General features: G+C 72.0%; 15 protein-coding genes. 8 read left to right on the forward strand and 7 right to left on the reverse strand.

Annotation, left to right across the window (positions count from 1 at the left end):
- The first annotated feature begins 131 nt into the window (after window positions 1-131).
- The 3 genes from ASD90_RS19640 (at window position 132) to ASD90_RS19650 (ending at window position 1,991) form a co-directional block, all read left to right on the forward strand.
- On the forward strand, window positions 132-695 hold the full coding sequence (locus ASD90_RS19640) for an AAA family ATPase (protein ID WP_056760127.1): 564 nt from the start codon (window positions 132-134) through the stop codon (window positions 693-695).
- Window positions 696-1,127 carry a redox-sensitive transcriptional activator SoxR gene (soxR, locus tag ASD90_RS19645; protein WP_056760129.1) on the forward strand — a complete coding sequence of 144 codons (432 nt, stop codon included), beginning with the start codon at window positions 696-698 and terminating at the stop codon, window positions 1,125-1,127.
- 189 nt (window positions 1,128-1,316) lie between these two features.
- A complete protein-coding gene (locus ASD90_RS19650; RefSeq protein WP_056760131.1) occupies window positions 1,317-1,991 on the forward strand; it encodes an N-acetylmuramoyl-L-alanine amidase in 675 nt (224 codons plus the stop codon).
- 100 nt (window positions 1,992-2,091) lie between these two features.
- Here the strand turns inward: ASD90_RS19650 and ASD90_RS19655 are convergent, their stop codons facing one another.
- Together ASD90_RS19655 and ASD90_RS19660 are read right to left on the reverse strand one after the other, a co-directional pair.
- Window positions 2,092-2,622, reverse strand: a complete 531-nt coding sequence (locus ASD90_RS19655) for a hypothetical protein (RefSeq protein WP_056760133.1) — start codon at window positions 2,620-2,622, stop codon at window positions 2,092-2,094.
- 285 nt (window positions 2,623-2,907) lie between these two features.
- Window positions 2,908-3,453 carry a murein hydrolase activator EnvC gene (locus ASD90_RS19660; RefSeq protein ID WP_056760134.1) on the reverse strand — a complete coding sequence of 182 codons (546 nt, stop codon included), beginning with the start codon at window positions 3,451-3,453 and terminating at the stop codon, window positions 2,908-2,910.
- Between the two features lie 326 nt (window positions 3,454-3,779).
- Here ASD90_RS19660 and ASD90_RS19665 point away from each other — a divergent pair, with 326 nt between their 5' ends.
- Both ASD90_RS19665 and ASD90_RS23650 read left to right on the forward strand, forming a co-directional pair.
- The gene (locus ASD90_RS19665; protein ID WP_056760136.1) at window positions 3,780-6,974 is read left to right on the forward strand and encodes a BTAD domain-containing putative transcriptional regulator; all 3,195 of its coding nucleotides are present in this window, start codon (window positions 3,780-3,782) and stop codon (window positions 6,972-6,974) included.
- Between the two features lie 87 nt (window positions 6,975-7,061).
- Window positions 7,062-7,217, forward strand: a complete 156-nt coding sequence (locus tag ASD90_RS23650) for a hypothetical protein (protein ID WP_157610599.1) — start codon at window positions 7,062-7,064, stop codon at window positions 7,215-7,217.
- Window positions 7,218-7,308: 91 nt separating this feature from the next.
- On the opposite strand, the gene ASD90_RS19670 is transcribed toward ASD90_RS23650, so the two are convergent.
- The 3 genes from ASD90_RS19670 to ASD90_RS19680 all read right to left on the reverse strand — a co-directional run bounded on the left by ASD90_RS19670 (window position 7,309) and on the right by ASD90_RS19680 (window position 11,985).
- Window positions 7,309-9,435 (reverse strand): ABC transporter ATP-binding protein, encoded by a 2,127-nt coding sequence (locus ASD90_RS19670; protein ID WP_056760138.1) that lies wholly within the window; start codon window positions 9,433-9,435, stop codon window positions 7,309-7,311.
- Window positions 9,435-11,165 (reverse strand): ABC transporter ATP-binding protein, encoded by a 1,731-nt coding sequence (locus ASD90_RS19675; protein ID WP_056760139.1) that lies wholly within the window; start codon window positions 11,163-11,165, stop codon window positions 9,435-9,437. Before ASD90_RS19675 ends, ASD90_RS19670 begins: the two co-directional genes overlap by 1 nt.
- 73 nt (window positions 11,166-11,238) lie before the next feature.
- Window positions 11,239-11,985, reverse strand: coding sequence for a TetR/AcrR family transcriptional regulator (locus ASD90_RS19680; protein WP_235506812.1), 747 nt, complete (start codon window positions 11,983-11,985; stop codon window positions 11,239-11,241).
- A 170-nt stretch (window positions 11,986-12,155) separates the two neighbouring features.
- Between ASD90_RS19680 and ASD90_RS19685 the strand changes: the two genes are divergently transcribed.
- Window positions 12,156-13,721, forward strand: coding sequence for an OFA family MFS transporter (locus ASD90_RS19685; protein ID WP_056760141.1), 1,566 nt, complete (start codon window positions 12,156-12,158; stop codon window positions 13,719-13,721).
- 53 nt (window positions 13,722-13,774) lie between these two features.
- Here the strand turns inward: ASD90_RS19685 and ASD90_RS19690 are convergent, their stop codons facing one another.
- The gene (locus ASD90_RS19690) at window positions 13,775-15,337 is read right to left on the reverse strand and encodes a methyltransferase (RefSeq protein ID WP_056760143.1); all 1,563 of its coding nucleotides are present in this window, start codon (window positions 15,335-15,337) and stop codon (window positions 13,775-13,777) included.
- Entirely contained in the window at window positions 15,334-15,705 is a 372-nt protein-coding gene (locus ASD90_RS19695) for an anti-sigma factor antagonist (protein ID WP_056760146.1), read from the reverse strand. Before ASD90_RS19695 ends, ASD90_RS19690 begins: the two co-directional genes overlap by 4 nt.
- 176 nt (window positions 15,706-15,881) lie before the next feature.
- Here ASD90_RS19695 and ASD90_RS19700 point away from each other — a divergent pair, with 176 nt between their 5' ends.
- A complete protein-coding gene (locus ASD90_RS19700; protein ID WP_235506814.1) occupies window positions 15,882-18,209 on the forward strand; it encodes a DEAD/DEAH box helicase in 2,328 nt (775 codons plus the stop codon).
- 221 nt (window positions 18,210-18,430) lie between these two features.
- Window positions 18,431-18,604 (forward strand): hypothetical protein, encoded by a 174-nt coding sequence (locus ASD90_RS19705; protein ID WP_235506815.1) that lies wholly within the window; start codon window positions 18,431-18,433, stop codon window positions 18,602-18,604.
- Window positions 18,605-18,709: the final 105 nt, after the last annotated feature.

Here is an 18,709-nt window from a genome sequence, read left to right on the forward strand (position 1 = left end):
GACAGGGCCACTCCACAGGGGCGGTGACGGCATACGGCATCGGTGCCGGGCGGCGGAGGGCTGCGGACGCTACTTGAACGTCACATGAACTCTGGCGACTTTTCACCCCGCGGCGCCTAGGGTGGTGCGGTGTGAGCGACCGGCCCCTCCACTCCGCCGTCGACCTCCCGCAGATCATCGTCGTCACCGGCGTCATGGCCGCGGGCAAGTCGACCGTCTCCCAGCTCCTCGCGGAGCGCTTCTCGCGCGCGGTGCACCTGCGCGGCGACGAGTTCCGCCGTGTCGTCGTGCGCGGCCGCGTCGACATGTCGCCGCACGGTGACCCCGAGGCGGAGCGGCAGCTCGCCCTGCGGCACGCCATCGCGGCCCACTCCGCCAACGAGTACGCCGCGGCGGGCTTCACCGTGGTCGTCCAGGACCTCTTCGTCGGGACGACCCTTCGGCCCTTCCTCGACCAGCTGACCGCGCGACCGCTCAGCCTCGTGATGCTCGCGCCCGACGTGGGCACCGTCATGCAGCGCGAGTCCGAGCGGGTCAAGGTCGGCTACGGCGACCTCTGGTCGATCCGCGACTTCGACCACAAGGTGCGCACGGAGACGCCGCACATCGGCCTGTGGCTCGACAGCTCGCAGCAGACGCCGGACGAGACGGTCGAGGAGATCCTCGCCCGCCTCGCCGAGGCAAGGGTGGCCTAGATGTCGGGCCTGACGATCGGACAGGTCGCCGAGCGCACCGGCGCGGCCACCTCCGCCCTGCGCTACTGGGAGGACCTCGGGCTCATCAGCTCGGTCCGCACGACCGGCAACCAGCGCCGCTACGAGCGGGCGACGATCCGCCGGGTGTCGTTCATCCGGGCGGCCCAGCGGGTGGGCCTGTCGCTCGACGAGATCGGGGCCGCACTCGCAACGCTCCCGGACGCGCGCACCCCCACCGCCACGGACTGGGCCCGGCTCTCGCGCGCGTGGCGCGGCCGGCTCGACGAGCAGATCCGCCGCATCGAGAAGCTGCGCGACCAGCTCGACTCCTGCATCGGCTGCGGGTGCCTCAGCCTGCGCACGTGCGCGCTCAACAACCCGTCCGACGTGCTGGCCGAGCACGGGCCCGGGGCCGTCCTCCTCGAGCCCTGAGCGCGCCGCCGCCGGGCCCGAGGGCGTATGCCGTCCGGTCGGCTCCGTGGACGCGTCCTCTTCCACGCGGGTTGCCGTTCGCCCCTCCATCGCTGCTCCGCCGGCGCTCGGGTTAGCCCGTTGTTACTGGGAGTTGGGATCGTCGGCTCGTGACCGGACCGTCCGGTCCGAACCCGAACGGAGACCTGCATGCGCGCGCTGCCGCTCGGCGGGTCCGAGGCCGCCGCGGACGACTCTGCCGGCGCCGGAACCGCCACCTCATCACCCGAGCCGGGAGCCCTCGCGAGCCAGGGAGAGCCGCTGCCCCTGACCTGGCTGGCCGACGCGCTGCGGGACGCCGGGCTCGTCGTCCACGAGACCTCTGGATGGACGACGCGCCTGGGGCCCGGCGTGTTCGAGCCCGGCGGGGTGCTGCTCCACCACACCGCCGTCCTCGCGACGCCGTCCGACCCCCACCCGTCGCTCGACCTGGTGGTCGCCGGGGACACCGATCGCCCCGGCCCCCTCTGCCACGTCCTCGTGGACCGCAACGGGGAGTGCTGGGTCGTCGCCGCGGGGCGCGCGAGCCATGCCGGCCGGGCCGACACGAGTGGCCCGATGCCCGAGGGGGACGGCGATGCCGTCTACGTCGGCATCGAGGTCGAGTACGCCGCGACGACCCAGGACCCCACGCAGTACGCGACGAGCGTGCAGAAGTCGACCGCGATCGTGGCCGCCGCGACGATCGTCGCTCGCCTCGGTCGCGACCAGCGCCACGTGCGCGCGCACCGGGAGACGAGCCCGGCGGCCGCCATCGACCCCTACAACTGGGACATGGTCTCGATCCGGGACTCGGTGCGCCAGGCCCTCGAGCGGACCGGCTGAGAGCCCGGGCCGGCGCATTCGCTCGACCGCCGGCCGCCCCACGACACGGCGCCTGCCCCCACGAGGAGGCAGGCGCCGTGTCGTGGGCCGAGAACCGGAGTCAGTCGCGGATGTTGTTCGCGCGACGGGCGAGGTAGCCGGAGTAGCTGCTGAGGTTGGCGATCCGGTGGTTCATGTCGTCGGTGGGGTTGGACTCCTCGTAGAGCCAGAACTGCGTGTGGTCGGCGTTGGCCCACTTCTGGAAGAGGACGGTGTGGTTGCCGGGGTCGACGAGGAAGTCGCCGGCCTTGAGGTTGGCGCGCGAGATGCCGAAGCTGTAGGTGGAGGTGGCCAGTGCCGACGTGTTCGGCGCGCTGAGGCCGGTGGGTCCGAGCTTGAGGGCCATCGACACGAAGCCCGAGCAGTCGCGTCGCCACGAGTAGACGCCGTCGGGCCCCGTCGCGGTGCCGCTCTGGCTGTACTGGATGTTGCGGTCCATCCAGTTCTGCGCCCTGTCGATGACGTCGGCCCTGCTGATGGGGTCGTTGGGGGCCGCACTGGCGGGGGCGGCGGGTGCGGCGGTGACCGCAACGGCGATCATCGTGGTGGCGAGGGCCGAACGGATCATGGTGCGGCGGGACATCGTCGACATGGTTTCAACTCCTTATCGGGGGCCGTCGCGAGCCTTCTCACGATTCGGCGCCTGGTGTTGTGGTGGTTTCACCTGGTGTTTCTGGCGATGCCGAACCTGCCATCACGGACCAACAATTCGCTAACACGTGGAAATGCCGCGGAGAATGGTTCGCTGTCGGCAGGTCGGGGCCTTACGGAAATGGGCGTACGCCACCGGGTGGACTCGTGGTGCACGAGTCCACCCAGCGGCATACGCCGTCGAACGCGTCCCCCCGCGGAACCCCTGGGCCCGCGGGAGCACGGTTCAGCAGTTGGTGCGCGTGAAGTAGTCGGTCGTGTAGTAGGACACCCACGTGCTGGTGCCGAACTTGATGCTCACCGGGCTGCCGTCGGCGCGCTGCTCGTAGTGCAGGTGGGACGTGGCCTGGCCACCGGACTTGCCGACGGTGCCGATCGTCGTGGTGTCCGCGACGTTCTGTCCGACGCTGACGTTGATCGAGTTGAGGTGGGCGTAGAGCGTGCTCCAGCCGTTCCCGTGGTCGACGATGATGCGGTTGCCGTAGCCGCTGCCCACGTTGCCGGCGGCGGAGACCCGGCCGCCGGCGCTCGCCTTGACGGCCTTGCCGAGGTCGAAGTCGCCCGACCCCTGGTTGAAGTCGATGGCGCGGTCCGGGTTGTGACCCTGCCAGGTCTGGCCCCGCCACTCCTGCTGGCACGTGAAGGGCACCTTGAGCAGCGGGCGGGTGCCGGCCGCGTCGGCGTTGACGGCGTTCACGGCCGTGCCCGCACCCACGGCGGCGAGCGTGGCGACGGCGGCGACGGTGCGCTTCATCCGCATGGAGATGTTCATGAGACTGACTCCTTCGTTTCCTGACGGTTCCCGGTGGCTGGTTCCGCGATCTCTCGTCCGTCGGACGGGAAGTGCGAAAGGCGTGATGCGACCGCGTCGCCTCACCGCCGGACGCGTTTCGGGGATGACCGCGCCCTGGCTTGTGTCGAATGTCCACCGCGCCGCTAACAATTCGTTAACCCCTAACGGCGCGCGCCATTCTCCGGTGAAAGGGCGCCCTTCCCGGGGGCCGCCGACGCCCTGCCACGTCGCGGACGACGTCCCCATCCGGCGCAGGGCCGAGGTCGTGCCGCGCGGTCACGTCCGGGGTCGGGTTCAATGTCCCTGTGCAGTTCCGGGTGCTGGGGCCGGTGGAGGCTCTCGACGACGACGGCGCCCCCATTCCGCTGGGCGGTGGCCGCGAGCGTCTCGTCCTCGCCCTCCTCCTCGTCGGCGCCGATCGACTCGTGCCCACGGAGCAGCTCATCGACTCGCTGTGGAACGAGCCACCACCGACGGCGCGGCAGCAGCTGCAGAACCTCATCGCGCGTCTGCGGCGGCGCCTGGTCGCCCACGACCCGGGCCTCGTCACGACCCGGCCGTTCGGCTACGAGCTGCGCATGACCCGGCACTCTCTCGACCTCGCCGAGTTCCGCAGCCTCTGCACCCAGGCTCGGGCCCAGCGCGCCGCCGGTGACGACGACACCGCCCGCACGGCCTCCCGTGCCGTCGACCTCTGGCGGGGAGCCCCGCTCAGCGACGCGGTCCCGGCCAGCTCCGACGCCGGCACCGAGGCCCTGATCCAGAGCCTCGCGGAGGAACGGATCGCCGCCGTGGAGCTGCTGCTCGAGTCGCTCGCCACCGGCGGACAGCACGAGGCGGTCCTGAGGGCGGCCTCCGAGCACCTGACGGCCGACCCGTGGAACGAGCGGCTGCATGAGCACCGCATCCGCGCGCTCGCGGCGACCGGGCGCCGGCAGGAGGCCAGCGACGCCTACCGCCAGGTCCGCCGCCAGTTCCTCGACGAGCTCGGGGTCGAACCCGGCCGGGGGCTGCGCGAGCTCAACACGCGGATCCTCGACGGTTCGGCGCTGGCGTCCGCCCGGCCGCAGCCACGCATCGTGCCCCGCGAGCTGCCCGCGATGACGTGGACCCTCGTGGGACGCGACGCGATCCTGGGCTCGGTCATGTCCCAGCTCACGCGGCGTCGCGCGGAGATCCCGTCATCGGGGCCCCCGTCCATCGTCGTCCTCGCCGGGGTCGGTGGGGTGGGCAAGACGGCGCTCGCCGTCGCGGCCGCCCACCAGCTCGCCGATGCGTTCCCCGACGGCACCCTGCATGCGGCGCTGGGCGCAGGACCGTCCGGGGCCGCGGACGGCCACGAGGTCGTCGGCCGGTTCCTGCGCGCCCTCGGCGTCGAGCACGCGGCCATCCCGGCCGACCCCGACGAGCGGGTCGCGCTCTACCGCAGCACGGTCGACCGCAAGCGCGTCCTCGTCGTGCTCGACGACACCTCGGGCGAGGCCCAGGTGCGCCGGCTGCTCCCGACCTCGCCCGGGTCGGCCGCCCTCGTGACCTCCCGGAGCAAGCTCGCCGGGCTGCCCGGGGTGCACCGGCACACCATCCCCCCACTGCTGGCGGAGGACGCGACCTCGATGCTCGCGGGGCTGTCCGGGACGCCGGAGGGCGACGACCGCGGGGTCCTGGAGCAGATCGGCACGCTCTGTGGGCACCTGCCCCTGGCACTGTGCGTCGCAGCCGCCAAGCTCGCGACGGACGAGCACCTCCGGCTGGAGGATCTCCGGGACCGCCTCAGCGACGAGCACGCCCGCCTCGACGAGCTGTCGGTCGGCGACATCGACGTCAGGGCCAGCATCACGACCTCCGTCACCGACCTGTCACCCGCCGCCGGCATCCTCTTCCGCCGCCTCGCTGTCGCTCCTTCGGGCGACTGGCCCGGGTGGGTCGCATCGCTCCTGCTCGATCCGCCAGCACAGCCGTCCGGTGCGCAGCGCGAGGGCGCGCAGGGCGAGGGCGCGCAGGGCGAGGGCGCCCAATGCGAGGGCGCGCAGGGCGACGGCCCCCGGGGACGCGGGCTCCGCGTGAGCAGAGCAACCCGCGCCCTCGACGAGCTCATCGACTGCCACCTCGTCGAGCCGACCGGGCGCGACACCGCTGGGCAGCCCCGGTTTCGCGTGCACAGCCTCGTCGCGGAGCTCGCAGGCGAGGCGCTGGGCGAAGCCGAGCCGTCGCCGAACGTCGACGAGCTCGCTGCCGTCCTGGCGTGGCAGTGGCTCGCCCTCGCGGACGTGGCCGACGCCCGGCTCGACCCCGGGGACGCCCGGGTGGACGACGGGACGACGGGTCCGTCCGCAGACGCCGCGGCCCGCGCCGCCTCGGAGTCCCCGGCCGACTGGTTCGAGTCCGAGCGGCTCAACCTCGTCGGCGCCGTCCACGCGGCAGTGGCCCGCGACGACCGCGAGCTCGCCGCACGCATCGCCCTGTCCATCCGTACCTTCCTCACGATCCGGGCCTACGACGACGAGCGCGAACGCGTCCTGCGCATCGCCCTCGACGACTACCCCGACGAGGCCGACCAGCGTCTGGCGGCACAGCTCCTCGCTGCCCTGTTCGGCGTCCTGGCCCAGGAGCACCGTCACGACGAGCTGACCGACGTGGCGACCCGCTTCCTCGCCGCGGCCCGACGTGTCGGCGACGGGCCACTCGAGCAGCGGGCGCTCTCACAGCTCGGATGGGCAGCCATGACGCAGCGGGACTTCGCCGCCTCGCTCCGCTGGTACGAGCAGGCGGCCGAGCTGGCGACCACCCGTCACGACCTGACGGCCCGCACCACGGCGGACGCCCATCGGGGAGTGCTCCTGCGCAACATGGGACGGCCCACCGAAGGCGACCCGCTCCTCGCCGCGATGGTCACCGAGTCGCGTCGGCACGGCTCCCGCCGTTCGACGTGCATCTGGCTCGTCACCCGCGCCGAGGGGCTCATCGACCTCGACCTCTTCGACGAGGCCGAGTCCCTGCTCGACGAGGCCCTCGAGCTCGCCCACGAGGTGCGCGACGACCTCGGCGAGGCGCACTGCCACCTCGCACGCGCCCGGGCTCACCTCGGGCGTGGCGCGCTCACCGGCGCCATGGCCGACTACGACGCCGCGCGACCACGACTCGACGCGCAGTCCCGGTCGGGTGAGGACCTCGACCTCCTGCGGCTGCGCATCGACCTCGACACGGCGGCCCAACGCTGGGGCGACGCCCACCCGCGCGTGACGCGGCTCGTCGCCGCTCGGCGGGCGTCCGGCGACGAGCTGGAGCTGGCGCGTGACCTGGCCCGCCAGGCCACGTGCGAGGAGCACCTGCCCTACGCCGCCCCCACCACCGCCTCGACCGACGACTCCGGCGAGCCACCGCCCGGTGCCGTCCGCGCGGCCGCGTCCGAGTACCGGGCGATCCTCGGGCGGCTCGACCTGCCTCGGGACGCCCTGCGCCTCCCGGCACACCTTCGGCAGCGACCGGCTAACGGTTGTTAGCCGTTTGTTGGCGCACCCTCCGTAGGGTCGGGTGCATCAGCACAGGCCCTCACCGGACGGGCCTCATGGTCAAGGGGAGTCACCATCATGAAGCTTGTCGCTCGTGTCGCCGCCGCCGTCATCGTCACCGGCCTCTTCGGCATGTCGGGTGCCGCCACCAACGCCCAGGCCGCACCGCCGAGCTGGTGCGCCTACCAGAGCGCGGACGGCTCCTGCCACCCCACTCCGCCGCAGACGGCCTGACCCGCCCTCTCCCACAACGCGACTGCCGCGCCGACCTCGTGGTCGGCGCGGCAGTCGGGTCTGCACCGGCGCCCCGGCGGGCTCCCGCGAGTCAGCTCGGCGGAGCACCGTCCGCCGGCACCGCGCTGTCCGGCGCAGGGACGCCGGGTCCACCGGTCGGTCCGGGCGCGCCCGCCCCGACACCGGCAAGCTCGGGTATGCCGTCCGGCGCACCGGGTGCCCCCGCCGTCTCGTCGAGGTCGGCCGCGGCACCCGCGAACTGGGCGGCATACAACGTCGCGTAGGCCCCATCGGTCGCGAGCAGCTCGGCGTGCGAGCCCTTCTCGACGATGCGCCCCTCCTCCATGACGAGGATGAGGTCGGCGTCGCGGATCGTCGAGAGACGGTGCGCGATGACGAAGCTCGTGCGATCGGACCGCAGCGCCGCCATGGCGTGCTGGACGAGCAGCTCGGTGCGCGTGTCGACCGAGCTCGTCGCCTCGTCGAGGATGAGCAGCGCCGGGTCGGAGAGGAACGCGCGGGCGATCGTGACGAGCTGCTTCTCGCCGGCCGAGATGTTGGACGCCTCGTCGTCGAGCACCGTGTCGTAGCCGTCGGGCAGCGAGTGCACGAAACGGTCGACGTAGGTGGCCTTGGCGGCCGCGACGACCTCCTCGTCCGTGGCACCCGGCCGGCCGTACGCGATGTTGTCGCGGATCGTGCCACCGAAGAGCCACGTGTCCTGCAGCACCATGCCGATGCGGGCGCGCAGGTCGTGGCGCGTCAGGTCGCGGATGTCGACGCCATCGAGGGTGATGCGTCCGCCGTCGAGCTCGTAGAACCGCATGATGAGGTTGACGAGCGTCGTCTTGCCGGCGCCGGTCGGGCCGACGATGGCCACGGTCTGTCCGGGCCGCACCGACAGGTCGAGGTCCTCGATGAGCGGCTTCTCGGGCGTGTAGGAGAACGCGACCGACTCGAACGCCACCGCGCCGTGCGGGTCGTCGATGCGGGTCGGGGTGGCGAGGTCTGGCTCCTGCTCCTCGGCGTCGAGCACCTCGAAGACGCGTTCGGCCGACGCGACGCCCGACTGGAGCACGTTGGCCATCGAGGCGACCTGCGTCAGCGGCTGCGTGAACTGGCGGGAGTACTGGATGAAGGCCTGGACGTCACCGAGGCTCATCGTGCCCGAGGCGACCCGCAGGCCACCGACGACGGCGATGGCGACGTAGTTGAGGTTTCCGACGAACATCATGACCGGCATGATGATGCCGCTGATGAACTGGGCACCGAACGACGCCTCGAAGAGCTCGTCGTTCTTCTGCTTGAAGTTCGCCTGGGTCTCCTTCTGGCGGCCGTAGACCTTGACGAGCCCGTGGCCGGTGAAGGTCTCCTCGACGATGCCGTTCAGCTCGCCGGTGTTGCGCCACTGCTGGATGAAGAGCTTCTGCGAGCGCTTGGCGATGAGGGCCGTCACGACGATCGAGATCGGGATGGAGACGAGGGCGATGAGCGCCAGCTCCCACGAGATCCAGAACATGATGCCGAGCACGGCGACGACCGTGAGGAGCGAGTTGAGCAGCTGCGACATCGTCTGCTGCAGGGACTGGCCGACGTTGTCGATGTCGTTGGTCACGCGGCTGAGCAGCTCGCCACGCGGCTGGTTGTCGAAGTAGGGCAGCGGCAGCCGGTTGAGCTTGGCCTCGACCTCCTGGCGCAGGTCGTACATCGTGCGCTGGAGGACGCCCTGCAGGATCCAACCCTGGATCCACATGAGCAGCGACGCGACGACGAAGAGCGCGACGACGACCAGCAGCACGCTGCCGACGGCCTCGAAGTCGATGCCCTCGCCCGGGGTGAAGTCGACGTTGCTCAGCAGGTCGGCATACGTCGTCTGGCCCTGCGCCCGCAGGGTCTCGATGACCTGCTCCTTGGTGGTGCCGGGCGGCGCCTGGATCGTGCTACCGATGACACCGGCGAAGATCAGGTCGGTCGCGCGGCCGAGGATCTTCGGCCCGATCGAGCTGAGCGCGACGCTCGCGACCGACAGCACGAGGACGACGATGACCTTGACGCGGTGCGGGCGCAGCCGGCCCAGCAGGCGCTTGGCCGACGGGCCGAAGTTGAGCGACTTCTCGCCCGGCTGGCCCATCTGCATGTGGGGCGGACCGCCCCGACGGGCCGGACCGCGCCGGTTCTCCGCGGCCTTCTCCTCGGCCGTCTTGACTCCCTCGGCCATCAGGCCGCCTCCTCCGCGCTGCGCTGGGACTCGACGATCTCCTGGTAGGTCTCACAGGAGTCGACGAGCTGGTCGTGCGTGCCCTGGCCGACGATGCGGCCGTCCTCGAGCACGATGATGTGGTCGGCGTCGACGATCGTCGAGACGCGCTGGGCCACGATGACGACGGTGCTGTGCGCCGTGGCCGGGCGCAGGGCCCGGCGCAGGCGTGCGTCCGTCGACAGGTCGAGGGCCGAGAACGAGTCGTCGAACAGGTAGATGTCGGGTCGCTTGACGATCGCCCGGGCGATGGCGAGGCGCTGGCGCTGGCCGCCCGAGACGTTGGTGCCGCCCTGTGCGATGGCCGAGTCGAGGCCGCCCATCGCCTCGACGAAGTCCTGTCCCTGCGCGATGCGCAAGGCGTCCCACAGCTCGTCGTCGGTGGCGTCGGGGTTGCCGTAGCGCAGGTTGGTCGCGACGGTCCCGCTGAAGAGGTACGGCTTCTGCGGGACGAGCCCGATCTTGCTCCACAGGTCGTCGAGCTCGAGGTCGCGCACGTCGACGCCCCCGACCCGCACGCGGCCCGTCGAGGCGTCGAACAGGCGCGGCACGAGGCCGAGGAGGGTCGTCTTGCCGGCACCGGTCGAGCCGATGATGGCCGTCGTGCGCCCCGGGTCGGCCCGGAAGCTGACGTCGTGGAGCACGGCCGCCTCGGCTCCCGGGTAGTGGAAGTCGACGCCGACGAACTCGAGCCCGGCGGCAGCGGCCGGCATCCGCAGGGGCTGGACGGACTCCACGACGGACGACTCGGTGTCGAGGACCTCCTGGATGCGGCCGGCCGAGACCGAGGCACGCGGGATCATCGTGGCCATGAAGGTCGCCATCATGACGGCCATGAGGATCTGGACGAGGTAGGACAGGAACGCCGTCAGCTCGCCGATCTGCATGTCGCCGGAGGCGATGCGGTGGGCGCCGAACCACATGACGGCCACGGTCGAGAGGTTGAAGATGACCATGACGATCGGGAAGACGAGCGCCATGAGCCGCCCGACCTGGAGACCGGCGTTGGTCAGCTGGTCGTTGGCCTCGGCGAAGCGGGCCTCCTCGTGCTCCTCGCGGACGAAGGCGCGCACGACGCGGATGCCGGTGATCTGCTCGCGCATCACGCGGTTGACCCCGTCGAGGGAGGTCTGCATGCGCCCGAACCACGGCACCATCCGGGAGATGACGAGGCCGACGACGAGGCCGAGGAGCGGCACCGCGACGGCGACGAGCCACGACAGGCCGACGTCCTCACGCAGGGCCATGATGATGCCGCCGACCATCATGATCGGGGTCGTCACCAGCAGGGCGAAGCCCATGAAGACGACCATCTGCACCTGGGTGACGTCGTTGGTGCTGCGCGAGATGAGCGTCGGCGCGCCGAAGCGCGTCACCTCCTGGGCCGAGAAGTCGACGACGGTGCCGAAGACGTTGCCCCGGATGTCGCGACCCATGCCCATGGCGACGCGGGCGGCGAGGAAGGTGGCCGCGATGGACGCGGCGATCTGCACGAGGCTGACGGCGAGCATGATGCCGCCGTGGCTGATGATGAAGGCGGTGTCGCCCTTGGCCACGCCCTCGTCGATGATCTCGCCGTTGAGGCTCGGCAGGTAGAGGGAGGCCATGGTGCTGACCAGCTGGGCCAGGACGATGAGCACGATCTGGCCCGAGTAGGGGCGCAGGTGACTGCGGAGCAGTCGGATCAGCATGTCGGTGCCTTTCGGTGCGTGGTGTCGCTGAGGAACGCTAGGGACTCACGTGGGGTGAGGGTCAACTGGTTTGTCACGGTCGCGGCTCCCCGCTCGGTGCGAGCATCCGCGGCTCCCCGCCGAGCTGCGCGTGGAGCTCGGCGATCGACAGGCCGCTCTCGGTGGGGCTGGGCCGTCTCACGAGTCCGAAAAGGACGGTGTCGACGATCTCCTCGGGCGTCAGCACCTGCCCGTCGGCGATGCCGGGGTGGCTGCCCGAGAAGGTGAGCAGCCGGATGCGGTGGATGACGTCGGGGCCGGGGACGACGAGGTGTTCCTCGTCGTGGATGAGCAGCTCGTGGATCGACTCGAGCAGCGGCTGGTGGGCGGCCTCGTGCTCCTCCTCGTCGGCGTGTCCGCGCAGGTGCCGACCAGCGTCATAGCAGGCCCGGTGCGGGCCGCGGTTGGGCGGCTCGCTCAGGCCGAGGGCGCCCATCAGACCGAAGACCTCGGTGAAGCGCATCTGCATGATCCGTGTGAAGTCGACGAGCCGGTCACGCAGCGAGCCCTCGGGGTCGATGGCCGCGATGCGCCGCCGCACGGGAGCCGGGCAGAACGCGGCCTGGACGGCCTCGTTCTCGAGAACCTCCTTGGTCGGGAAGACCCGGAAGATCGTGCCCTCGGCGACACCCGCCTCCTGGGCGATCTCGCTCGTCGTCGGCTTGCGTCCCTCGCGGTGGGCGAGCCGGACGAAGACCTCGATGAGGGCGTCCCGGCGGTCGTCGGGGTTCATCGGGGCGGCCCGCTGACCGGCGCGCTGGCCGTCCACTCGTGTCGACATGCTGTCCATCATGAATGAGTGAGTGCTCACTCACAAGTCGATTGCCCGGTACGGATGACACATTTCGCCCTGAACCCGGGTATGCACCCCTCCGGATCCCTCGTCCGCGCCACCGCCACCTCGCGCGCGGTCCCACGCCCACCCGTCCCTCTCGTCGATCCGAGGTCCGCATGACTGCAACGACGCAGCGCACCGCCACGACCACCAGCTCCCCGGGATTCCTCGACCGTCGCCGCACGGTCGCCCCGATCGGCTTCAACCGCTGGCTCATCCCGCCGGCCGCCCTCGCCGTCCACCTGTGCATCGGCCAGGTCTACGCGACGAGCGTCTACAAGACGTCACTCGTCGCACACTTCGACACCTCGCAGACCGCGATCGGCATCATCTTCTCGATCGCCATCGTCATGCTCGGCCTGTCCGCCGCCGTCTTCGGCACGTGGGTCGACCGCAACGGCCCCCGCAAGGCGATGTTCGTCGCCACGGTGTGCTGGAGCGCCGGCTTCCTCGTCGGGGCGGCCGGCATCGCGACGAGCCAGCTGTGGCTGCTCTACCTCGGCTACGGCGTCATCGGCGGCATCGGACTCGGCATCGGCTACATCTCGCCGGTCTCGACGCTCATCAAGTGGTTCCCGGACCGTCCGGGCCTCGCCACGGGCCTCGCGATCATGGGCTTCGGTGGCGGCGCCATGGTCGCGAGCCCCCTCTCGCGCCAGCTGCTCAGCCGCTACGACCCGGGCTACACCCCCTCCGACTCGACGTCGACGGCCGACGGGCACGCCCTGACCCTCCTCTTCGTCACCCTCGGGATCGTCTACGCGCTCGTCATGCTCATCGGCGTCTTCAACATCCGCGTGCCGCACCCCGACTGGAAGCCCGAGGGCTGGACCCCGCCCGCCGACGCGAGCGACACCGCCGCCCTCGTCACGACGAAGTCGGTCTCGGCCGCGAGCTCGATCCGCACGCCGCAGTTCTGGCTGCTCTGGGTCGTCCTCTTCTGCAACGTCACGGCCGGTATCGGCATCCTCGAGCAGGCCAGCCCGATGATCCAGGACTTCTTCCGGGAGAACGGCTCGTCCGCCGTGACCGTTGCTGCCGCAGGCGGATTCGTCGGCCTGCTGTCGCTCTTCAACATGGCCGGCCGCTTCGTGTGGAGCTCCACGAGCGACGCCATCGGCCGCAAGCCGATGTACATGGTCTACCTCGGCGTCGGCATCCTCGCCTACATCGGTCTCGCCCTCGCCGGCCACGTCGCCATCGGGCTCTTCGTCCTCATCGCCGCGGTGCTCATCTCGTTCTACGGCGGCGGTTTCGCGACCGCTCCCGCCTACCTGCGCGACCTCTTCGGCACCTTCCAGGTCGGCGCCATCCACGGCCGGCTGCTCACGGCCTGGTCGGCCGCCGGCGTCGCGGGCCCGCTCATCATCAACGGCTTCCTCGACGCCCAGGGCAAGCCCGGCACCCTGACGGCCGACGCCTACACGCCGGCGCTGCTGACGATGGTCGGCGTGCTGGCGGTCGGCTTCGTCGCCAACCTCCTCGTGCGCCCGGTCGCCGACCGCTTCCACGAGTCGGACGACGTCGTCGAGGCGGCCAAGCCGGCGCCGGTGGACGACGGTGAGGGCTCGTCCCGGATGCCGGGACCTGCGCGCGTCGTCGCCCTCTGGGCGGTCATCGCGGTCATCCTCGCCTACGGCGTCATCCAGACGATCACCACGGCGGCCAAGCTCCTCGCCTGACCTCCATCGCGCGCTGAGGAGCGCGAAAACCCTTACGGCGGCGGCCTGCTCGTTCAGACGAGCAGGCCGGGGACGAGCTCGGACCGCACGTCGCCGGCATCCAGGTCGAGCACCGTCGCGATGGCGTCGAGCGCGACCCGCGCCGTCAGCTCACCGTCGGCCACACCGAGGTATGCCGCCAGCAGCGTCCCGGCACGGACGACGCGTCCCAGCCCGCCGCCCTGCCGGACGAGGATGACGCTCGGGTCCTCGGCGCCGGGTGTGCCGTGGCGCTCCTCCGTCACGTCGGGCGCGCACGACCAGGCGACGTCGAGGACGTCGTCGTCGGAGTGCTCCGCCAGCCACGTCCGGGCGCGCAGGCCGGCGTCGACCGCCGGTCCCATCGGCGCCGCGACAGGGCCGTGGGCCTCGTCGAGGGAACGCCACGTCGCCCGGTCCGTCGCCGGACGCTGGAGCGTGACGACCCCGAACCCGACCCGCTCGACACCGCGCGAGGCGAAGTCGCGCAGCCACGCGGCATACATCCTCGAGTGGGCCTCGCTCCCGGGCTGGGCGCCGCCGTCGCGCGCCCACAGCTCGGCGTACTCGGCGGGGTCCTGGGACTCACGCTGGATCACCCAGGCGTCGAGGGCGACACCCTCACCGGCCTGCTCGTCGAGCCAGTCGGCCCACACGTCTCGCCACGTGCGACCGGCCGGGACCTCCCAGTTGCCGAGGAACTGGGCGATGCCGCCCGGCTCCAGCACGGCGCCGACCTGGCGGACGAGCGAACGGACGAGAGTGTCACCGGCGCGGCCGCCGTCGCGGTACTCGTAGAGTGGCAGGCCCTCGTCACGGGGCGTGATGACGAAGGGCGGGTTGCTGACGACGAGCGAAAACTCTTGCCCCGCAACGGGATCGAGCAGGTCACCGCCGAGCAGCTGAACGCCCGGGACCGCGTCGGCACCCTCGGAGGCGGCGAGCGCGAGGTTGAAGGCGGCATACGCCAGGGCTCGCTCGGAGATGTCGGTGGCGACGATCGCACCGACGTGGCCGGTCAGGTGCAGGGCCTGGACACCGCACCCGGTCCCGAGGTCGAGCGCGCGGTCGACGGACCGCCGGACGGTCCACGACGCGAGGGTGGTCGAGGCGCCGCCGATGCCGAGCACGTGGTCAGGACGCAGCGGCCCGCCGACGGCGAGCTCGGAGAGGTCGGAGGCGACCCACCAGTCGTGGGCATCGTCGCCGTAGGGCCGCAGGTCGCACGTCGCGACGACGTCGCGGTCAGGCGGTGCCCAGCGGTCGGCGGCGAAGCCGGCACGGCCGCCCTCGAGACGCACGAGGCCGAGGGCGACGGCCCCGTCGACGCCGAGCGACGGCAGGGTCGCAGCGAGGGCCGAGGCCCGCACCGGACGGCCGAGCGTGAAGAGGCGCACGAGGACGCCGCACGCGTCGTCGACCGACGTGGCCGACGCATCGGTCTCGAGCAGCGCGGGCAGTGGCTGCTCCCGGTGCAGGGCGGCGGACGCCACCGGGCCGAGCCGGTCGGCGACGCCGTCGACGGTGAAACCGGCCGCCGAGAGGTCCGCACGCAGCAGCGCGACGAGGGACCGGTCGACGACGGGGGTGTCGTTCAGGACTGCTCGCCCGGCGTGCTCGCCCCGGCCTCGCTCGCGGCGAGCGCCGCGTCGAGGGTCGGGTGGATCTCGAAGACCTTGTCGAGGCCGGTGATCGAGAAGACCTTGAGGACGCGGTCGTCGGTGCCGACGAGCCGCATCGAGCCGCCCCGGGTGCGGGTCAGCTTGAGCCGCCCGACGAGCACCCCGAGCCCCGTCGAGTCCAGGAAGGTCACGTCCGTGAGGTCGACGACGAGCTGGGTGCGCCCGCTCTGGATCTGCTCGTCGAGCTTCTCGCGCACGAGCGGCGCGGTGTAGACGTCGATCTCACCGCCGAGGTGCACCACGGTCTGCTCGCCATGGTCGGCTCGGGTGATCGAGAGATCCACCTGTTTCCCTTCCTGTGCCCACACTTGCAAAGCTTCTGGTCGCGAGGTCGCGCTGGTCCGGTCCTGACGTAGTGCTGACCGTTCCCCGCCCGTCACGTTCCCCCTGTGTGACTGACTGCGCAGTAACATCCCCCGCACGTCGGTTACCGTACCCCGACGGCATACGGTTGCTCCACATGAACGGGGAGCCATCGCCCACGGGACCCGTGCCGGAGGACCTCCTGCGCACGCTCGTCGGCGACCATCCCGAGCGTCTCGTGCACGTCCACGAGGTGCCCGCACGCCGGGCGATGCTCGGCGAGTGGCCCGACTGGGTCGACCCGACGCTCCTCGGCGCGCTCCTCGCCTCCGGCATCCAGGCCCCCTGGTCGCACCAGGTCGAGGTGGCGCAGGCCGCCCACGCCGGGCGCCACGTCGTCGTCAGCACCGGGACCGCGTCGGGCAAGAGTCTCGGCTACCACCTGCCGATCCTCAGCGACATCATCGCCGGGGCGAACGCCCCGAACGGCCGCGGCGCCACGGCGCTCTACCTCTCCCCCACCAAGGCGCTCGCCGCCGACCAGCTGAGCCGCATCGACCGGCTCGCGCTGCCCGCGGTCCGCCCCGCGACGTACGACGGCGACACGCCCACCGACGAGCGTCGCTGGATCCGCGACCACGCGAACCTCGTGCTGACCAACCCCGACCTGCTCCACCACTCCCTGCTGCCCGGCCACGAGCGGTGGAGCTCGTTCCTGCGGGCGCTGCGCTACGTGGTCGTCGACGAGTGCCACGTCTACAAGGGGGTCTTCGGGGCGCACATGGCGGCCGTGCTGCGACGGCTGCGCCGCGTGGCCGCGCGCTACCGCAGCGAGCCGACCTTCGTCTTCGCGTCCGCCACCGTGGCCGACCCGGAGGAGCACGCCTCCCGGCTCCTCGGTATGCCGGTCACCCCGGTGACGCGGGACGGGTCGCCCCGCGCGTCGATGACCTTCGCCCTGTGGGAGCCGCCGCTGCTCGTCGACGAGACCGGGCAGCCGTCCCGCGTCAGCACCATCACGGAGACGGGCGAGCTGCTCGCCGGGTGCGTGCGCGAGCACGTGCAGACCGTGGCCTTCGCACGGTCCCGGGCCGGGGTCGAGGTCGTGGCCCGGATCGCGAAGGAGCGGGTCCCCGTCACCGACGAGCACCGTGTCGCCGCCTACCGCGGCGGCTACCTCCCCGAGGAGCGGCGCGAGCTCGAGCGCTCGCTCCGCGCGAAGGAGCTGCTCGGGCTCGCGGCCACCAACGCGCTCGAGCTCGGCGTCGACGTCAGCGGCCTCGACGCCGTGCTGCTCGCCGGATGGCCGGGGACCCTGTCGTCGCTGTGGCAGCAGGCCGGTCGGGCCGGGCGCTCCGGCGAGCGCTCGCTCGCGGTGCTCGTGGCCGCCGACGACCCGCTCGACACGTTCGTCGTGCACCACCCGGAGGCGATCTTCGGCCGCGGCATCGAGGCCACCGTCGTCGACCCCGACAACCCGCACGTGCTCGCGCCGCACCTCGCCGCAGCGGCGGCCGAGCTGCCGGTGACCGAGGCCGACCTCGAGATCTTCGGGCCGCAGACGCGAGTCCTGCTCGACGCGCTCGTCGCCCGCGGCATCCTCAAGAAGCGGCCACGCGGCTGGTTCTGGGGGCGCGAGGACCGACCCGCCGACCACCTCTCGCTGCGCGGGGCCGGCGAGCCCGTCCGCATCATCGAGACCCGCACCGGCCGCGTCATCGGCACCGTCGACGACGCGAGCGCGCACGCCCAGGTGCACACCGGCGCCGTGCACCTGCACCAGGGCCAGGCGTGGGTCGTCACCGAGCTCGACCTCGACGACCACGCCGCCTTCGCCGTGCGCGGCGACCCCGGCTGGACGACGCAGGCGCAGTCGGTGAGCGACTTCCGGATCGTCCACGAGACCGAGCACGAGGACTGGGGGCCGCTGCGCTGCTCCTTCGGGCACGTCACGGTGCGCCACCAGGTGACCTCGTTCCTGCGCCGCCTGCCCGGCGGCGAGGTGCTCGGCGAGCACCCGCTCGACCTGCCGCCGCGCTCGCTCGCGACGAAGGCCGTCTGGTGGACGATGCCCGTCGAGGAGTTCGCGGCCGCGGGAGTGGCCGAGGACGGCATACCCGGTGCCGCGCACGCGGCCGAGCACGCGGCGATCGGCATGCTCCCGCTCTTCGCCACCGCCGACCGCTGGGACATCGGCGGCGTGTCCACCGCGCTGCACCCGGACACCGGGCTGCCGACGATCCTCATCTACGACGGACACCCCGGCGGTGCGGGTTTCGCCGAGCGCGGCTACCGCCGGATCCGCCCGTGGCTCAGGGCGACCCGTGATGCCATCGACTCGTGCGAGTGCCCGGAGGGCTGCCCGTCGTGCATCCAGTCGCCCAAGTGCGGCAACGGCAACGAGCCCCTCGACAAGCGAGGCGCCGTGGCTCTGCTCGACCTCGTGCTGCGCCACGCCGGTCCAGGACCACGGAGGCCGACGTGAACCGACCACCCCGCCGACCGCGCCCATCGGGTTCGTCGGGCTCGCCGGGCTTGCCGGGTCGTTCGGGCTCGTCCGGCCCGTCGGGCTCCTCCGGGCCGTCGGGCTCCTCGGGCCCATCGGGCCCGTGGCACGAGATCACAGGCGGGACGACCGGTAGGCAGGCGCCCACGGTCGTCGCGCGAGGGACGCTCCGCCGGGTCGAGGTGGAGAAGCGACCCCTCGTGCTGGACGCGGACGACGGGACGACGTGGGAGCTGCTGCTCCCGCCCGGGTGGGCGCTCGAGGCCGAGCCGGGCGCCCGGGTGACCGTGAGCGGGGACGCCGCCACCGACGTCGCCACGACGTCGACGGTCGGGCCGGTGCTGCGCGTGCGGTCCCTGTCGCGCGGCGACTGAGCCGGCGCTGGCCGCGGCCTCCTCCGGCAGGCGGGCGGTCAGACGGGGCCAGGCAGGGGGTCAGGCGGGGGATCGGGCGGGACGGACCACACTCTGAGACATAAT

The sequence above is a fragment of the Terrabacter sp. Root181 genome (genome assembly GCF_001428505.1).
Taxonomy (GTDB): domain Bacteria; phylum Actinomycetota; class Actinomycetes; order Actinomycetales; family Dermatophilaceae; genus Terrabacter.

Bases quoted from the DNA above. Each gene is read 5' to 3' on its own strand.
- ASD90_RS19660 (WP_056760134.1), bottom strand. From the start codon at position 3,453: ATGAACATCTCCATGCGGATGAAGCGCACCGTCGCCGCCGTCGCCACG.
- ASD90_RS19680 (WP_235506812.1), bottom strand. From the start codon at position 11,985: ATGTCGACACGAGTGGACGGCCAGCGCGCCGGTCAGCGGGCCGCCCCG.
- ASD90_RS19670 (WP_056760138.1), bottom strand. From the start codon at position 9,435: ATGGCCGAGGGAGTCAAGACGGCCGAGGAGAAGGCCGCGGAGAACCGG.
- ASD90_RS19655 (WP_056760133.1), bottom strand. From the start codon at position 2,622: ATGTCGACGATGTCCCGCCGCACCATGATCCGTTCGGCCCTCGCCACC.
- ASD90_RS19675 (WP_056760139.1), bottom strand. From the start codon at position 11,165: ATGCTGATCCGACTGCTCCGCAGTCACCTGCGCCCCTACTCGGGCCAG.
- ASD90_RS23650 (WP_157610599.1), top strand. From the start codon at position 7,062: ATGAAGCTTGTCGCTCGTGTCGCCGCCGCCGTCATCGTCACCGGCCTC.
- ASD90_RS19685 (WP_056760141.1), top strand. From the start codon at position 12,156: ATGACTGCAACGACGCAGCGCACCGCCACGACCACCAGCTCCCCGGGA.
- ASD90_RS19700 (WP_235506814.1), top strand. From the start codon at position 15,882: ATGAACGGGGAGCCATCGCCCACGGGACCCGTGCCGGAGGACCTCCTG.
- ASD90_RS19650 (WP_056760131.1), top strand. From the start codon at position 1,317: ATGCGCGCGCTGCCGCTCGGCGGGTCCGAGGCCGCCGCGGACGACTCT.
- soxR (WP_056760129.1), top strand. From the start codon at position 696: ATGTCGGGCCTGACGATCGGACAGGTCGCCGAGCGCACCGGCGCGGCC.